This is a genomic window from Nitrosospira lacus (assembly GCF_000355765.4).
Taxonomy (GTDB): Bacteria; Pseudomonadota; Gammaproteobacteria; order Burkholderiales; family Nitrosomonadaceae; genus Nitrosospira; species Nitrosospira lacus.
This window is the reverse complement of sequence record NZ_CP021106.3, coordinates 329245-343566: the sequence shown is the minus strand read 5'-3', so window position 1 is coordinate 343566 and position 14322 is coordinate 329245. Positions and strand designations below refer to the sequence as shown.

At 50.9% G+C, this 14322-nt stretch carries 13 protein-coding genes; all 13 read left to right on the top strand.

The annotated features are described in order from the left end of the window. Window positions 1-63: 63 nt before the first annotated feature. The 13 genes from xrtB to EBAPG3_RS01415 all read left to right on the top strand — a co-directional run bounded on the left by xrtB (window position 64) and on the right by EBAPG3_RS01415 (window position 14274). Window positions 64-948, top strand: a complete 885-nt coding sequence (gene xrtB / locus EBAPG3_RS01475) for an exosortase B (RefSeq protein WP_040853170.1) — start codon at window positions 64-66, stop codon at window positions 946-948. Window positions 949-952: 4 nt separating this feature from the next. After that, window positions 953-1639 carry an exosortase-associated protein EpsI, B-type gene (gene epsI / locus EBAPG3_RS01470; RefSeq protein WP_004180939.1) on the top strand — a complete coding sequence of 229 codons (687 nt, stop codon included), beginning with the start codon at window positions 953-955 and terminating at the stop codon, window positions 1637-1639. A gap of 4 nt (window positions 1640-1643) precedes the next feature. Then, a complete protein-coding gene (gene gmd, locus EBAPG3_RS01465; protein WP_004180938.1) occupies window positions 1644-2729 on the top strand; it encodes a GDP-mannose 4,6-dehydratase in 1086 nt (361 codons plus the stop codon). Then, on the top strand, window positions 2713-3723 hold the full coding sequence (locus EBAPG3_RS01460) for a GDP-L-fucose synthase family protein (protein ID WP_004180936.1): 1011 nt from the start codon (window positions 2713-2715) through the stop codon (window positions 3721-3723). The genes gmd and EBAPG3_RS01460 overlap by 17 nt, the downstream gene beginning before the upstream one ends. Continuing rightward, window positions 3689-5272: an oligosaccharide flippase family protein gene (locus tag EBAPG3_RS01455; protein WP_004180935.1), complete on the top strand. Its 1584-nt coding sequence runs from the start codon at window positions 3689-3691 to the stop codon at window positions 5270-5272. Before EBAPG3_RS01460 ends, EBAPG3_RS01455 begins: the two co-directional genes overlap by 35 nt. Continuing rightward, entirely contained in the window at window positions 5269-6483 is a 1215-nt protein-coding gene (locus tag EBAPG3_RS01450; protein WP_004180934.1) for a glycosyltransferase family 4 protein, read from the top strand. Before EBAPG3_RS01455 ends, EBAPG3_RS01450 begins: the two co-directional genes overlap by 4 nt. Before the next feature lie 170 nt (window positions 6484-6653). Continuing rightward, complete coding sequence (locus tag EBAPG3_RS01445; RefSeq protein WP_004180933.1) at window positions 6654-7376, top strand: FkbM family methyltransferase; 723 nt, start codon at window positions 6654-6656, stop codon at window positions 7374-7376. Window positions 7377-7479: 103 nt separating this feature from the next. After that, window positions 7480-8880: an O-antigen ligase family protein gene (locus EBAPG3_RS01440; protein WP_004180932.1), complete on the top strand. Its 1401-nt coding sequence runs from the start codon at window positions 7480-7482 to the stop codon at window positions 8878-8880. 3 nt (window positions 8881-8883) lie between these two features. Beyond that, entirely contained in the window at window positions 8884-9765 is an 882-nt protein-coding gene (locus EBAPG3_RS01435) for a glycosyltransferase family 2 protein (protein WP_004180931.1), read from the top strand. After that, on the top strand, window positions 9762-11135 hold the full coding sequence (locus EBAPG3_RS01430) for an endo-1,4-beta-xylanase (protein WP_004180930.1): 1374 nt from the start codon (window positions 9762-9764) through the stop codon (window positions 11133-11135). Before EBAPG3_RS01435 ends, EBAPG3_RS01430 begins: the two co-directional genes overlap by 4 nt. A 366-nt stretch (window positions 11136-11501) precedes the next feature. Beyond that, complete coding sequence (locus EBAPG3_RS01425) at window positions 11502-12434, top strand: polysaccharide lyase family 20 protein (protein ID WP_004180929.1); 933 nt, start codon at window positions 11502-11504, stop codon at window positions 12432-12434. Beyond that, the gene (gene wecB / locus EBAPG3_RS01420) at window positions 12431-13540 is read left to right on the top strand and encodes a non-hydrolyzing UDP-N-acetylglucosamine 2-epimerase (protein ID WP_004180928.1); all 1110 of its coding nucleotides are present in this window, start codon (window positions 12431-12433) and stop codon (window positions 13538-13540) included. The genes EBAPG3_RS01425 and wecB overlap by 4 nt, the downstream gene beginning before the upstream one ends. Next, the gene (locus EBAPG3_RS01415; protein WP_004180926.1) at window positions 13537-14274 is read left to right on the top strand and encodes a WecB/TagA/CpsF family glycosyltransferase; all 738 of its coding nucleotides are present in this window, start codon (window positions 13537-13539) and stop codon (window positions 14272-14274) included. The genes wecB and EBAPG3_RS01415 overlap by 4 nt, the downstream gene beginning before the upstream one ends. Window positions 14275-14322: the final 48 nt, after the last annotated feature.

Genomic DNA, 14322 nt, shown 5'->3' with positions numbered 1-14322 from the left:
GAGATATCGCTCGTTGCCAAAACAAGAATAAGCATGAATTCTCCAGTGACCTTTATCAGACAAATGGGTCAGCCGAAAGGCTGGACCAACCCGTTGTTTGCCTGGTTACCGATTATCGCTGGATTATTAGTACTTTATTTACCCACCCTGGTTGATTTGTTTCGGGGAGTCTGGGGTACCGATCAGCAAGCACACGGTCCTATTGTACTCGGTATCGCCTGTTGGCTTATGTATCGCAAGTGGCCGGAGATGTGGCAAGTCAGCGAAGGTCAATCCATTTCTGCCGCAGCCGGTTGGCCTGTCTTCATTTTTGGCCTGGTACTTTATATTGTGGGTCGCTCACAAGATATTCTGGTTTTCGAGGTCGGTTCGGTCATCTGGCTGCTTGCCTCCATTCTCCTGCTCATGCGTGGCGGGGCTGCGCTTAAGGCGCAGTGGTTTCCGCTTTTCTTTATGCTTTTCATGGTTCCGCTGCCCGGTGCGGTAGTAGACGTATTGACTATGCCGATGAAAATGGCTGTCTCTTACGTAGCGGAAAATATTCTTTTCTGGGCGAATTATCCTATTGCACGTACTGGTGTCATTCTCCAGATCGGACAGTATAAACTGTTGGTGGCGGATGCCTGCGCGGGTTTGCATACCCTGTTTACACTTGAAGCACTGGGACTTCTTTACCTGAATATTATTCGGCATGATTCGCTCTTCCGCAACATTGCCCTCGCTATCCTGATTGTGCCTATTTCCTTTACCGCCAATGTTATTCGTGTAATGGTACTGACATTAATTACTTATCATTTTGGTGACGAGGCCGGACAAGGCTTTTTGCACGGGTTTGCGGGCATGGTGCTATTTCTTAGTGCGCTGTTGTTGATCATTGGAGTGGATTCATTGCTGCAGTTGGGCGTCAAGCTGCGAAGTGCCCGTGGTGGCGCGTTGAGGGGAGCGTGAAACGATGAATCTCTGGCTCAGAAATTTTGTTCTTCTGATCTTGATGCTCGCCGCCTCCGGTCTCGCGCTCGCTCTGCGCCCAACCTACAAGATCGCTGAACAAGGACCGGCAATCGATCTGGAAACGATAATACCGCACCACTTTGGTGAGTGGTACGAAGATCAGAAACAATCCATTCAGATCGTCGATCCACAGCAAAAAGAACTCATAGATAAAATCTACACCCAGACGCTCAGTCGCACCTACGTGAATGCCAACGGCTATCGGATCATGCTTGCAATAGCCTATGGCGATAATCAGAGAGACTCCATGCAGATGCATTACCCTGAAGTGTGCTATCCCGCGCAAGGATTTTCACTTCAGTCAAAGCAAACAGGTGCCCTGACTACCGCGAACGGTTCAATTCCGGTAACCCGCATCTTGACCAGTCTGGGACAACGCAATGAACCAGTTACGTACTGGACCACGGTCGGCGATCGTGTGTTTCAAGGCGGTATCCAGAAAAAACTGGCCGAAATGAGTTATGGCCTTAACGGAAAGATTCCCGATGGCATGCTGATTCGTATTTCTTCCATCGACGCCGAAGCCACTAATGCATATGAAATGCAGACTCAGTTTGCCGATCAAATGCTTAATGCCTTAACCCCCGAGTACCGCAAGAAGCTAAACGGTAATCTTTCACTCAACTGATCCAATGAAGAAAATTGCACTTCTTACCGGCATAACCGGCCAGGATGGCGCCTATCTTGCTGATTTTCTGCTCAAGAAGGGTTACATTGTACATGGCATCAAACGCCGCTCCTCGCTGTTCAATACCGACCGGATCGATCATCTTTACCAGGATCCGCATGTTTCTCAACGCAACTTCGTTTTGCACTATGGCGATCTGACGGATTCGACGAATCTTATTCGCATCATCCAGCAGGTGCAGCCCGACGAAATTTATAATCTTGCTGCCATGAGTCATGTTGCGGTCAGCTTCGAGACCCCGGAATATACAGCCAATGCCGACGGTATTGGCACGTTGCGCGTTCTGGAGGCCATCCGTATTCTGGGGTTGGAAAAGAAAATCCGCTTCTACCAGGCCAGCACATCCGAACTATACGGTCTTGTGCAAGAGACTCCTCAGAAAGAAACAACCCCTTTCTATCCGCGCAGTCCTTATGCGGTTGCCAAGCTCTACGGTTACTGGATCACCGTCAATTACCGCGAGGCTTATGGTTTATATGCCTGCAACGGCATTCTTTTCAATCACGAGAGCCCTATTCGCGGCGAGACCTTTGTCACACGCAAGATTACCCGGGCGCTAACCCGCATCAAGCTTGGCCTGCAGGATTGCCTGTATCTTGGCAACCTGGATGCGCTGCGTGACTGGGGTCATGCCAGAGACTATGTTGAAGCACAGTGGCTCATGCTCCAGCAGGAGAAGCCTGAAGATTTTGTCATTGCCACGGGTGTGCAGCATAAAGTTCGGGATTTCGTCAACCTCGCCGCCAGGGAACTGGGCATCAGGATCGACTGGCAAGGTCAGGGCGTCGAGGAAACCGGCACCGATCAACATGGCAAACTCATTATTAAAGTCGACCCGCGCTACTTCCGCCCTACCGAAGTTGAAACACTTCTTGGCGATTCGACCAAGGCCAAAGAAAAACTCGGATGGAAGCCAAAAACCAGTTTTAACGAACTGGTTGCCGAAATGGTGCGCGAGGACCTGAAGAGCGCCGAGCGGGATGAACTGGTGAAGAAACATGGATTCGCCGCCTATGACTATCATGAGTAATAACCCGGTAGCCAGGAATACCAGGATTTACATAGCCGGCCACCGTGGGTTGGTTGGCTCCGCCATTGTTCGGAATCTTCAGGCAAAGGGCTACGATAATCTTCTCACGCAAACCCATACTGAACTCGATCTGACTGATCAGGGAGCCACCGAGACTTTTTTTGCACGGGAAAAACCCGATTATGTTTTTCTTGCGGCCGCAAAAGTGGGCGGTATTCTGGCCAACAATCTTTATCCGGCCGACTTTATTCGCGACAATCTCGTTATCCAGACCAACGTCATTCACGCCGCTTACAAAGCTCAGGTCAAGCGCCTTATGTTTCTGGGTTCCAGTTGCATCTACCCAAAACTGGCTCCGCAGCCGATGAAGGAGGAGTACCTGCTGACTGGCCCGCTGGAGCCAACTAATCGACCCTATGCCGTGGCCAAGATTGCGGGCATTGAAATGTGCTGGAGTTACAACCGGCAATACGGTACCAAATTTCTTGCCGTGATGCCGACAAACCTCTACGGACCCGGCGATAACTATGATTTGAACAATAGTCATGTAATTCCCGCGTTGATCCGCAAATTCCATGAGGCCAAGCAGGCTGGCTGCAAGGAAGTGGTCGTATGGGGTACCGGTAATCCAAAAAGGGAATTTCTCTACAGCGACGATATGGCTGATGCGTGTGTCTTTCTCATGAATCTGCCGGATGAAGATTATGAGAGTCTTTTGGGCAGTGACGAATCGCGGACGGGGAGATTCGAGCCGCCACTGGTGAACATCGGTGTAGGCGAGGATCTCACTATCAAAACACTGGCCGAAACGGTAAAAAATATCGTGGGTTATACCGGCGAGATTGTCTTTGATACGAGTAAACCAGATGGAACGCCCAGGAAATTGATGGATGTTTCCCGGTTACAACGTATCGGTTGGTCTAGCCGGACTTCCCTGGTTCAAGGAATAGGCCGAGCGTATGCAGATTTCCTTCGTGGCCAAAGCGCCGCTTAATCCTGTTAATGGGGATGATGCAACGATATCCCGGAGCACAGTCGCCCACCTAGCGCTCCGTGCCGCCAAGTGGAATTACATTGGTGTAGTGTTTCGTGTTGTAATTCAATTGATTGCACAAATTGTGCTGGCGCGGTTCCTGGGTCCGGCCGAATTTGGTTATTACGCTCTGTGTTTCATGGTGGTTGGAGTGGGTTATCTCCTTGCGGAAATGGGCCTAAGTTCAGCGTTAATCCAGACACGATCACTGACCAGCAACGACATTCAGCGTGTATGGACCCTGCTTGTAATAAGTGGTCTGTTTGGGGCAGGCTTGCTTGCTGCGTTCGCTGAGCAACTGGCATTCCTGCTTGGCAATCCGGAGGCTGTGGCATATCTGAGATTTGCCGCCATTCCTCTTTTTCTTCAGGTCATTGCATCCGTTGCGCTTGCGTTATTGAGAAAATCGCTCGATTTCAAACGCATTCAACTGGCGCAATTGACAGGAATGATTGTTGGCCAGGTTTTTGTGGGGTTTACCCTTGCCGCCATATTACATACCGCCTGGGCAATGCTTTGGGCCTGGCTTGTTCAGTTGCTCATTTCATGGATACTTATGTTCACTCAAGTCAGGCATCGGCTTGTCCCCACCTGGCCCCAAGGCATAAATCATTTATCCTGGTTTGGTGCGCGCGCCCTTACTACCAATATTGCTAACTGGTTGATTGAGAATCTCGACAATCTTTTAGTGGCGCGTTTCTTTGGTGCTCGTTCGCTGGGCTTTTATGCGGTGAGCTACAACCTCGTCCGCTACCCCACCAATCATTTGGTAACAACACTGCAATCTGTCCTTTTTCCCACCAGCGCCGCTATTCAGAATGACCATAGTGCTTTGCGTGCGGCCTATCTTGCGACCCTGTCCCTGGTCGCCGTTGCCACGGTGCCCGTGTTTATTTCCGCTGCAATGCTTGCAGAGCCTCTAATACTTGTTTTGTATGGTCAGGAATGGAAAGAGGCCGTTGCAATGATGCAACCGCTCGCCTTAGCCATGCCATTGCATGCAGTGACAGCCGTATCCGGGCCTCTTCTGTGGGGGATGAACCGTGTGGGGACCGAATCCCTGCTTCAATGGTTCACAGTACTTTGTTTTCTCGGGTTGGTTATTGTCCTTGGTCTGGCTACACCTGTTCAGCTCGCCTGGGTGGTCTTTGGGGTCTACCTTATAAGGGCTTTTTTACTGGTACTGACTGTCATGCGTATACTCGATCTGCGGTTGGGTGAAGTAACAGGTTGTTTTCGCGGACCTTTAGTTCTGGGTTGTGTCGCCGCGGGTAGTACTGCCCTGGCGGTGGCGTTTGCAAAGGTGTACTACCCGCTAATTCAGATCGGACTTGCTGTAGTCATTGCGGGTCCGCTTTCCTTTGCGTTATTTTGGCTGGTTCCCGGCTGGGTGCTGGCTCCAGGTCTTGCCAGGGTGTTGCGACGGTTTTCCGGCCGCCTGCCGCGATTTGTAGCGTCACGCATAGAGGCCATTATGTGTGAGCACGAGCATCGCAGGGAAAAAAGATGAGGATTGGTATTATCAGTCCCGTAGCGACAGCAGATGTACGGCATCTTCTTGATGTTGGAGACGATATTCCCTTGCCACCGGGTTACCCCGGCGCACCTTTTATCGCTACACTTATTACCACATATCTGAGAATGGGTCACGACGTTGTTGCTTTTACTTCGGACCGCAGCCTCCATCCGTCGAATGATCCTCAATATCTGGATGGACCAGGCTTCCGCCTGTGGCTTTGCCCGGCCCGGCCGAATGGAACGCTTCCCCGCCACGGGCGACTGGGGCGGATCTGCGATTTTTTTTCCCTTGAGCGTCGGAAACTGGCATCAGCGGTCGCGCAGGAAAAGATCGATATTCTTCATGCACACTGGACATACGAATTCGCGATGGTAGCCCAGGAATCGGGTGTTCCCGCCATTGCTACAATGCATGATGTGCCTGAAGACATTCTACGTTTCACCTTGAGTCCCTATTATTTCGGCCGTTACCTGATGGCTCGGAAAATACTGGCAAGAGGCCTCCCGCTAACGGTTGTTTCCGGTTATCTGGCGGACAGATTGGCGCAAAAGGGCATCCGTCCGGCAGACGTGATTGCAAACCCTTTACCCGTCTGGCTCAAGGATCTTGAACCGGTGCGGGCAGGATTTCCTGGTAATGGACGGTTCCCGGTTATATCAATGGTTGCCGGGTATTGGAACGGATTTAAAAATCCGCTGCCGGGGATAAAAGCCTTTGCGAATATTCGACAAGCAATCGGGCAAGACGCCGAGCTGCATTTGTATGGCCCGGACTTCGGACCTAATGGGAAGGCTGAAAAATATATACGGGCGGCGGGCGTGCGCCTCGATGGCATAAAATTACGGGGCGGCGTGCAACATCGCAAGCTGCTGGAAGAGTTGTCCGGCTCTGATGCATTGGTGCATACGGCTATTACTGAGTCGTTCGGCATGGCTGTGGCTGAAGCCATGGCGCTGGGAGTGCCGATTATCGGCGGAACCCGTTCCGGCGCCATACCCTGGTTGCTGGACCACGGTGCAGCAGGCCAACTGGTGGATGTGATGGATGTTGCTGCAGTCGAGGCAGCCATCCGTCGTGTGCTGAAAAGGCCCGATGAGATAAGAATTCTCGCCAGCCATGCTCAAAAACGGATATGGCAGATCGCCAGCCCCGAAGCCATAGCCGGGCAGTATCTCGATGCTTATCGCCGCGTGCTTCAATGACCTTGTCCTGTCACATCAGGAATATATATCAGGGGCATGGCGCGGTTTTCTGCTGCAGGCTGATATCCCAGGAGATCCGCGGGCATGTGCCCGAAAAACAATCATGGGGAAACAGTTGGTGCGGAAAATCTTGATTTACTTGATGAGAATTTGACGACGGGAAATACGACATGGGATTAAGGCAAGAGCTCCGAAGTTTACTGCGGAAGGCAGGATATGACGTATCCCGATTTGATCCGGCTTCCCATACGCTGGCGCGGAGAAAAAAATTATTGGAGACTTATGCAATAGATACCGTCCTGGATGTGGGTGCCAACATCGGTCAGTTTGCCAGAGAGCTGAGAAGAGACCTGGAATTTTCCGGGAAGATCGTGTCCTTCGAGCCACAGAGTTCAGCGTTTGAAACACTGAAGAAAAATGCCGCACGCGATTCAAAATGGGAGGTGAACAATTTTGCTCTGGGGGATGAAGATGGAATGGCGGATATTAATATTGCCGGGAATTCATACAGCAGTTCGCTTTTCAATATGTTGCCTTCGCATCTGAAATCAGCCCCCAGTTCAGGATATATCGGGCGTGAAACGATTTGCGTCAAGACTCTTGATTCCGTAATCGATAGCTATTGTTCATTGGAAAACAACATCTACCTCAAGATCGACACGCAAGGATTTGAACATAAAGTGATTAAGGGTGCAGATAAGTCTCTCGGCCGCATATGCATGATTCAATTGGAAATGTCCCTGGTTCCGCTATACCAGGGGCAGATACTTTTTAATGATTTGAATGGTCTTCTTACTGAAAAGGGTTACAAGCTCGTATCTATAGAGCATGGGTTTTCAGACAGGGATTCCGGTCATCTGCTACAGGTCGACGGCGTATATCATCGTAGTTGAAATCTTCTCTGGCAGAGGATCGCAGCGAAAAGTTTAGTACCTTACGAACTGCCAGTTTGCTCTATCCAGCTGCATCAAACCAAATTTTCCATCGAATGCCAGTATGGTTGAAACAATCCTGATCTTCTCAAGTTTCGTGCTCGCAGCAGGCTCGATTTTGAGTTTCTTTTCCCTGCAACGAGGTATCGGATACCTCGGACGCACTCGCATAGCCTATTTGCTGGTTTGGATGATCGGCCTTGGCGGCACACTGCTGTTCGCGATTATTCGAATTGGCGGGGGCGAATATGATCCTGTGATCGGCGATACGGGCGGAGGTGGATTCATTGCTATTGCGGCGGTCTGGTTCAAACGGATAGTGACGGCGCTTTCATTGGTGGCGGCTATTGGTGTGATCGCGCATTTTTCAACCGGAAAAGACCGGGTGCTTAAAGCCGGCACTGGTTTGATCTGGGCATACTTTATCTTTGTCGCCGCGAGTTTCGTGCTGAGCTCACTATTCGGCACAGTGCCGGCATTCGTTCCCCAGTTATTTTACGGTCCCATGATGCTGTTGGCGTTATTCATGCTTAACGATATACCTCTCAAGGGATTCGTTTACCACGTAAAACTGATCATTGCAGTCGTATTGGTCGGGAGCTTGCTGCTATGCGTAAAACCGGATTGGGCCTTCTCTTATACTGCACAGGGAATCCTGATTCCGGGACTGTCGGGGCGGCTTGCCGGGTTGACAGCGCATCCAAATGTGCTGGGACCGCTGGCCGTGATTTATTTGTTGCTTGAGTGGTATCAACCGGCTCGAGCCGGCTTCCGTATCTTTTTTTTGGGGGCGGCTTTACTGACACTGCTGCTTGCGCAGTCCAAAACGGCCTGGATTGCAGCAATAGTAGCAGTAAGCGTTCTTGCCGCTTACTATCTGATTTCATCACGTTTCCTGTCCGAGAAAGGCTCATCAGAAATGCGATTCCGGGCTGCATTAATATTGTCGGTGGCCGGTGTGTTCTCCGTGGTTGCGTTTGCCGGACTGCTCTTCTCGGATGAGTTACTGATCAGATCGTATTTCCGTTATCCCGCACTGTCGTCGTTGTCTACTTTTACCGGAAGGACCGAGATTTGGCAGATAACGCTCCAGCTTTGGGAAAGGAACCCGTGGTTTGGTTATGGGCCTACTTTGTGGGGCCAGGAGTTCAGGGCGCAGTTTCTGATGCTCTATGTGGGTCAGGCGCATAATCAGGTAATTCAAACGCTGGGTGATTCCGGTGTGGTGGGTCTTGCCGGTCTCCTCATCTATTTGGTCACCCTGGTTGTATATGCGATACGGACAGCGTCGTATACGCGAGGGATATCTCTTGCGCTGGTTTCTTTCTTGTTGCTGAGATGTGGAACTGAAACCCCTATTAGAACTCTCGCGGTTATTGATGCAACATTTTTTATGCATTTCATGATTTTTGGATTTCTGCTCTTTGCCGCGAACGATTCCTTATCAGATTCCAGGCGTCGCTAAATTATGAGAGTCGCCGCAATTCTCACTTGCCATAATCGCCGTGAAGGTACGCTTGCTTGTTTGGAAGCACTTTATTCGCTGGATAAACCATCTGACTGGGAGCTGGCCGTTTATCTTACGGACGATGGCAGCAGCGATGGCACGTATGAAGCTGTTCGAGAGCTTTATCCAGAAGTTTTCATCACGCGAACTGATGGAAACGCATACTGGAACGGAGGCATGTATATATCGTTTGAAAAGGCCCTCCAAGGTGGTCATGATCGATTTCTGTGGCTTAACGATGATACGCATCTGGTAAAGGACACATTGCTCAGGCTGGAACACACGCTCAATACAAGGAGTGCAATAAGGGGTGAATACGCTATCGTCGTGGGAACTGTTCAAGATCGCAAGAGGGAAAAGGCAACCTATGGTGGAGTCGTGTTTTCTTCCTGGTGGAAACGCACGACCCCACAACTGGTGTATTCAGAGACCGAAGCTGTTGCATGCGAGACGGTAAATGGCAATTGCGTATGGATTCCAGTGGCTGTCGCTTCCGTGGTGGGAAATCTGGACACCATATTTGTTCATGGACTTGGCGATTTTGACTATGGTCTTCGTGCCCGGAAGGCGGGTATTGCACTCTGGGTTGCACCTGGATTCGTCGGGGTCTGCGATAGAAATAAAATTGAAGGAACGTTTATGGATAGGAATTTACCTCTCCGAAAACGATTGAAAATTATTCTTGGGCCGAAAGGGAGGCCGCCTTATGCATGGGCGGTCTTTACCCGTCGGCATTGTGGTCCTGCCTGGGTACTTTACTGGTTCTTTCCCTACGTCCGGGTTTTCGCGACGTGGAGTATTGCCCAGTTATCCCGGACATTATTTCGAAGGAGAACGATATGACACACCATGTAAATGGAAAATTCTGGCTAGCTGGATTCAAAGTCAAAGCGGCGTATATGATTTTCCTGATGGGTTTAGCTGGCGTTCTGTCATCAGGGGGTGCAGTCGCGGCAGAAAATACAGTTTCTGCAAAGGAAATTGATCGAAAATTTTTTGGGATGCATATCCATCATCTTGATGTGCCATACCCGAAGGGGCAGCGCTCGGGGTGGCCATTCATACCCTTTGGCTCCTGGAGATTATGGTGGACCTATACGAATTGGTATGAGCTCGAGCCAGTCAAAGGTGAATGGGATTTCTCGCGGCTCGATCGGTATGTCGAACTTGCGGAAAAAAATGATGTTGACGTGATGCTGACTCTCGGGCGCACGCCTCAATGGGCTTCATCGCGGCCGAAAGAGCCATGCGGGCAGGGTCTCGGTTGTGCCGCCGAGCCGAGTGATTTGAAAGACTGGGCCGATTACGTTCGCACCGTGGCGAGCCGATATAAAGGACGTATTTCCGCGTATGAAATCTGGAACGAACCCGCTTTCTCAGAAGTAGAGGCTACATCTCGGGATGGGAGAGCTACGCAGTCCTACTCGGGTTCTGCGGCAAAAATGGTTGAATTGGCTAAAGTCGCCTACACGACGCTCAAGGAGGTTGACCCAGCAATTACAGTGGTTTCGCCTTCTGTCACAATTGAGGGCAATGGCTTGAAACGACTTGAAGCATTTCTCAAACTCGGGGGTGGACGCTGGGCCGATGTTATCGGATTCCACTTTTACGTAGCACCTCCGGAAGTAATAGCTGATGTGGCTGCACGCCTGCGTACCTTGCTGAATGCTTATGATTTGCCGAACAAGCCAATCTGGAATACAGAAATGGGCTACCAGTTTGCACGAGCGGACCTGGGTGTTCAACCGCAAACGCCCAAAGGCCGCTGGCAGGATATTCTTGATCACTGGCAGGGAGCAGGTTATGTAGCGCGTGCGCTGATTCTGTCTGCGGGCAGCGGTATTCAGCGAGTGTACTGGTTCAATTGGGATGGCGAGCCGCCTCATCCGACGATGGGGCTGGCTGGGTCCGCGGGACACAGCCCAACCACCATGAGCATCGCGTACAATAAAGTATTTCATTGGCTGGTGGGTAGCCGGCTCATGGGATGTACACGCAGTTCGGCGGAAGTATGGTCGTGTGATATTGAACGAGGTTCCCGGCGTGGCGTGCTGGTGTGGTCGGAGAAAGCGGCAGGTGAGTGGGATCCATCCCCCTTCCGGGCAGTGGCATTTGAGCAGATCGGCCGGGCCGATGCTACGATTGATCCGGGCCAGAAAATTCCCATTGGCCCGGTCCCGATATTGGTCAAAGCTGACCCGGCGGCTTGGTAGAGTAGCCTTGGAACCGGGTTGTGACCGCGCTTCACTTACGCGACATCGCATTGATTCCATGAAGAAGCTGATTAAGGGTATCGCAATGCACCTGTAAGATGTTGCAGCTATTCATAAATGGCCCATTGTTATTTAATGGTTAGCTGCATCAAGAGCATAAGGGAGCGGTTGAACCCATAGTGTTGATTGTGGAATACGTATGGGCACCCATTCAAGTTATGGCCATGGACCGTGCACCGGATATCCGAACTAACGGCATATCGAATACCGAATCGTAAATTTAACGCGCTTTTGGAAGCATTATTTTTGCAACAACATAATTCTTTGGGATCTCCAACGTGTTGTCCTCTTTTTATAGGTGCGAACATGACAAAAATTAAAGTAGTTGTGGCTAATCTTGCCTTGGTATTTTTTTGCGACCATGCCTCTGCAGATATTGTTTTTGACGGCAGATTCAGCGAAGGTGATTTTTCCCGCTATGCAGCGGTCGAGGCGAACGGTACGGCCATTAACGCCACTTTGGCACCTCATGGCATTGCGGGCCACTTAGAGCGCGTTCTTGATCCGGCGGGTTCTGGCGGATCGGTGATGCGGGCAACGCGGCTATTCGGGGACTCGTCGACGAGTGGCGGATTTCGCTCTGAAGTTAGCGCATCGAAGGATCCCATGGGATCGGAGCGCTGGTACTCATGGGGGTATTACTTGCCTGATTCACTGCGAAGCGTCAAAAATGAACTCGTTATCGCACAGATCCAAAGCCTTGCCGATACGGGCGAGAGCAGCCTACGGTACCCTACGCTAGCCCTTGTTGTGCAAGATGACAAGATAAAGCTTTCCAATTCATTTGATTACGATAGGATTACTTCTCCGCTGGGTACTTCTCCGAAAGCGGGTATTGATTTTGAGCGTCGTGAACTGGCGTCGTGGACGCTTGATACGGAGAAGTGGACTTTCCTGGACTTACATGTGAAGTGGGCTGCGGACAATACGGGTTTCCTGGAGTTCTGGAAGGATGGCGTGCTGCTTTTCCAGGAAGAGAATCATATCAATACCTTCAATGACGAGCACGGGCTATGGTTTAAGACCGGTACATATGTTTTTCCCACACTGTCTACTTGGCCATCTGTCACGACATACTCCAGTGGAGTCAAGATCGGAGATGGAAAGGAGACATTTCAATCCATGGCCATATCCGTTGTTCCAGAGCCCAATATCTATGTGATGATGATGACAGGATTGTTGGGTGTCGGTTTCCGTGTATACAGCCGGGTCGGCCGGCAGAATAAGCTAAGCATATGAAAAGAATATATCTGGTTGCCGGAGCTCGTCCGAATTTTATGAAAATTGCTCCCATCGTACGCGCTCTACAAGCGCATGGCGGCTTGGCATTCAAGATTATCCATACTGGCCAGCACTATGATCGGGACATGAACGATGTTTTTTTCGAGGAACTGGGCATTCCCCAACCGGATGTCTTCATGGCGGCCGGCGGCGGCAGCCACTCGCAGCAGACAAGTAAGATCATGATTGCATTTGAGGAACTATGCCAGATTGAGCGGCCTGATGCTGTTTTGGTGGTAGGGGATGTGAATTCGACGTTGGCCTGCTCGATTGCCGCCAAGAAACTTGATATTCCGGTGGGTCATGTTGAAGCGGGTTTACGTAGCGGCGATATGACCATGCCGGAAGAAATTAACCGCTTGGTCACTGATAGTATTTCAGACTGGTTTTTTGTAACGGAGCCAAGTGGTATTGCGCACCTAAAAAAAGAAGGTAAGCCGGACTCGGCGATACATTACGTAGGGCACGTGATGGTCGATAATTTATTGTATCAAGCAGAAAAACTGATCTGCTCCGATACCTTTAGTTTTGAAACAAATACTTTCAAAGCAGCGCATCAAGTTAACGGCGGTCAGTATGGCGTGGTAACGCTACATCGGCCAGCAAATGTGGACAGCATTGAGGCAATGGTGCCTATCGGGGAGGCGCTGAAGCAAATCGCCCATGAGCTGCCATTAATCTTTCCGGTACATCCGCGCACGCGAGGCAATCTGGAAAAATTTGGGATCAATCTTGGGCCGAACATCACATTAATGGGACCACAAGCTTATATGGCCTTCCTCCATTTATGGAAAGACGCCGCTGTGGTATTGACCGACAGTGGCGGACTGCAGGAAGAAACCACAGCGCTTGGTGTGCCATGCATCACCATCCGGGAGAATACCGAGCGTCCGGTGACAGTGGAAGAGGGTTCCAATGTACTGGCTGGGACGGACCCCGCACGCATCGTTTCGGAGGCGCGCAAGGTGTTGCGAGGGGAGGGCAAGCAGGGTCGCCGCCCATATTTGTGGGATGGTAAAGCGGCAGAGCGGATTGTCGAGGTGCTGGCGAGGGAATTGTCATGAACCAGCGTATCGAGATGATGGGCTGCCAAATCGATAATCTCTCGATGGAAGAAACGCTGCATACCATCGAGAAATTTATCCAAAGCGGGCGACCCCACCAGCACGTGGTGGTCAATGTCGACAAATTGGTTAAGGCCAGCCGCGACGTTGAGTTGCGCCGTATTATCAACGAGTGCCCGCTGATCAACGTGGATGGAATGCCGGTGGTATGGGCCTCGCGCTTGCTTGGCAAGCCGCTCAAAGAACGTGTAGCCGGGGTGGACTTGTTTGAGTCACTCATGAAGCGTTCAGCGGAGAAGGGTTGGCGAGTATATTTGCTTGGCGCCCGGGAGGAGGTAGTTTTGGGGGTAAAGCAGGTTTATATGCGGAAATACTCTGGCTTGACCGTGGCTGGCTATCGCAACGGCTACTGGAAGCCGGAGGAGGAGGCCGAAGTGGTTGAGCAGATCAAGGCTGCGCAGGCTGATCTATTGTTTGTTGCCATAAGTTCTCCAATGAAGGAACATTTTCTGGGGCGCTATCAGGCAGAGATGAAAATTCCTTTTGCCATGGGTGTCGGGGGAACTTTCGATGTAGCAGTTGGCAAGGTCAAGCGCGCACCGGTTTGGATGCAGGGGGCCGGACTTGAGTGGTTTTATCGATTTCTGCAGGAGCCTCGCCGCATGTTCAAGCGCTATTTTGTTGATGACATGTTTTTTTTCTGGCTGCTGTTGAAGGAATATGTGCGTCGATAGCGTATTTCTCCCAGCCACGGATGGCAGCAGGCGTTTTGAACGACTGTG

What these genes read in the sequence shown, in the direction of transcription:
- xrtB (WP_040853170.1), top strand. Translation starts at nt 64, where the DNA reads ATGGGTCAGCCGAAAGGCTGGACCAACCCGTTGTTTGCCTGGTTACCG.
- epsI (WP_004180939.1), top strand. Translation starts at nt 953, where the DNA reads ATGAATCTCTGGCTCAGAAATTTTGTTCTTCTGATCTTGATGCTCGCC.
- gmd (WP_004180938.1), top strand. Translation starts at nt 1,644, where the DNA reads ATGAAGAAAATTGCACTTCTTACCGGCATAACCGGCCAGGATGGCGCC.
- EBAPG3_RS01460 (WP_004180936.1), top strand. Translation starts at nt 2,713, where the DNA reads ATGACTATCATGAGTAATAACCCGGTAGCCAGGAATACCAGGATTTAC.
- EBAPG3_RS01455 (WP_004180935.1), top strand. Translation starts at nt 3,689, where the DNA reads ATGCAGATTTCCTTCGTGGCCAAAGCGCCGCTTAATCCTGTTAATGGG.
- EBAPG3_RS01450 (WP_004180934.1), top strand. Translation starts at nt 5,269, where the DNA reads ATGAGGATTGGTATTATCAGTCCCGTAGCGACAGCAGATGTACGGCAT.
- EBAPG3_RS01445 (WP_004180933.1), top strand. Translation starts at nt 6,654, where the DNA reads ATGGGATTAAGGCAAGAGCTCCGAAGTTTACTGCGGAAGGCAGGATAT.
- EBAPG3_RS01440 (WP_004180932.1), top strand. Translation starts at nt 7,480, where the DNA reads ATGGTTGAAACAATCCTGATCTTCTCAAGTTTCGTGCTCGCAGCAGGC.
- EBAPG3_RS01435 (WP_004180931.1), top strand. Translation starts at nt 8,884, where the DNA reads ATGAGAGTCGCCGCAATTCTCACTTGCCATAATCGCCGTGAAGGTACG.
- EBAPG3_RS01430 (WP_004180930.1), top strand. Translation starts at nt 9,762, where the DNA reads ATGACACACCATGTAAATGGAAAATTCTGGCTAGCTGGATTCAAAGTC.
- EBAPG3_RS01425 (WP_004180929.1), top strand. Translation starts at nt 11,502, where the DNA reads ATGACAAAAATTAAAGTAGTTGTGGCTAATCTTGCCTTGGTATTTTTT.
- wecB (WP_004180928.1), top strand. Translation starts at nt 12,431, where the DNA reads ATGAAAAGAATATATCTGGTTGCCGGAGCTCGTCCGAATTTTATGAAA.
- EBAPG3_RS01415 (WP_004180926.1), top strand. Translation starts at nt 13,537, where the DNA reads ATGAACCAGCGTATCGAGATGATGGGCTGCCAAATCGATAATCTCTCG.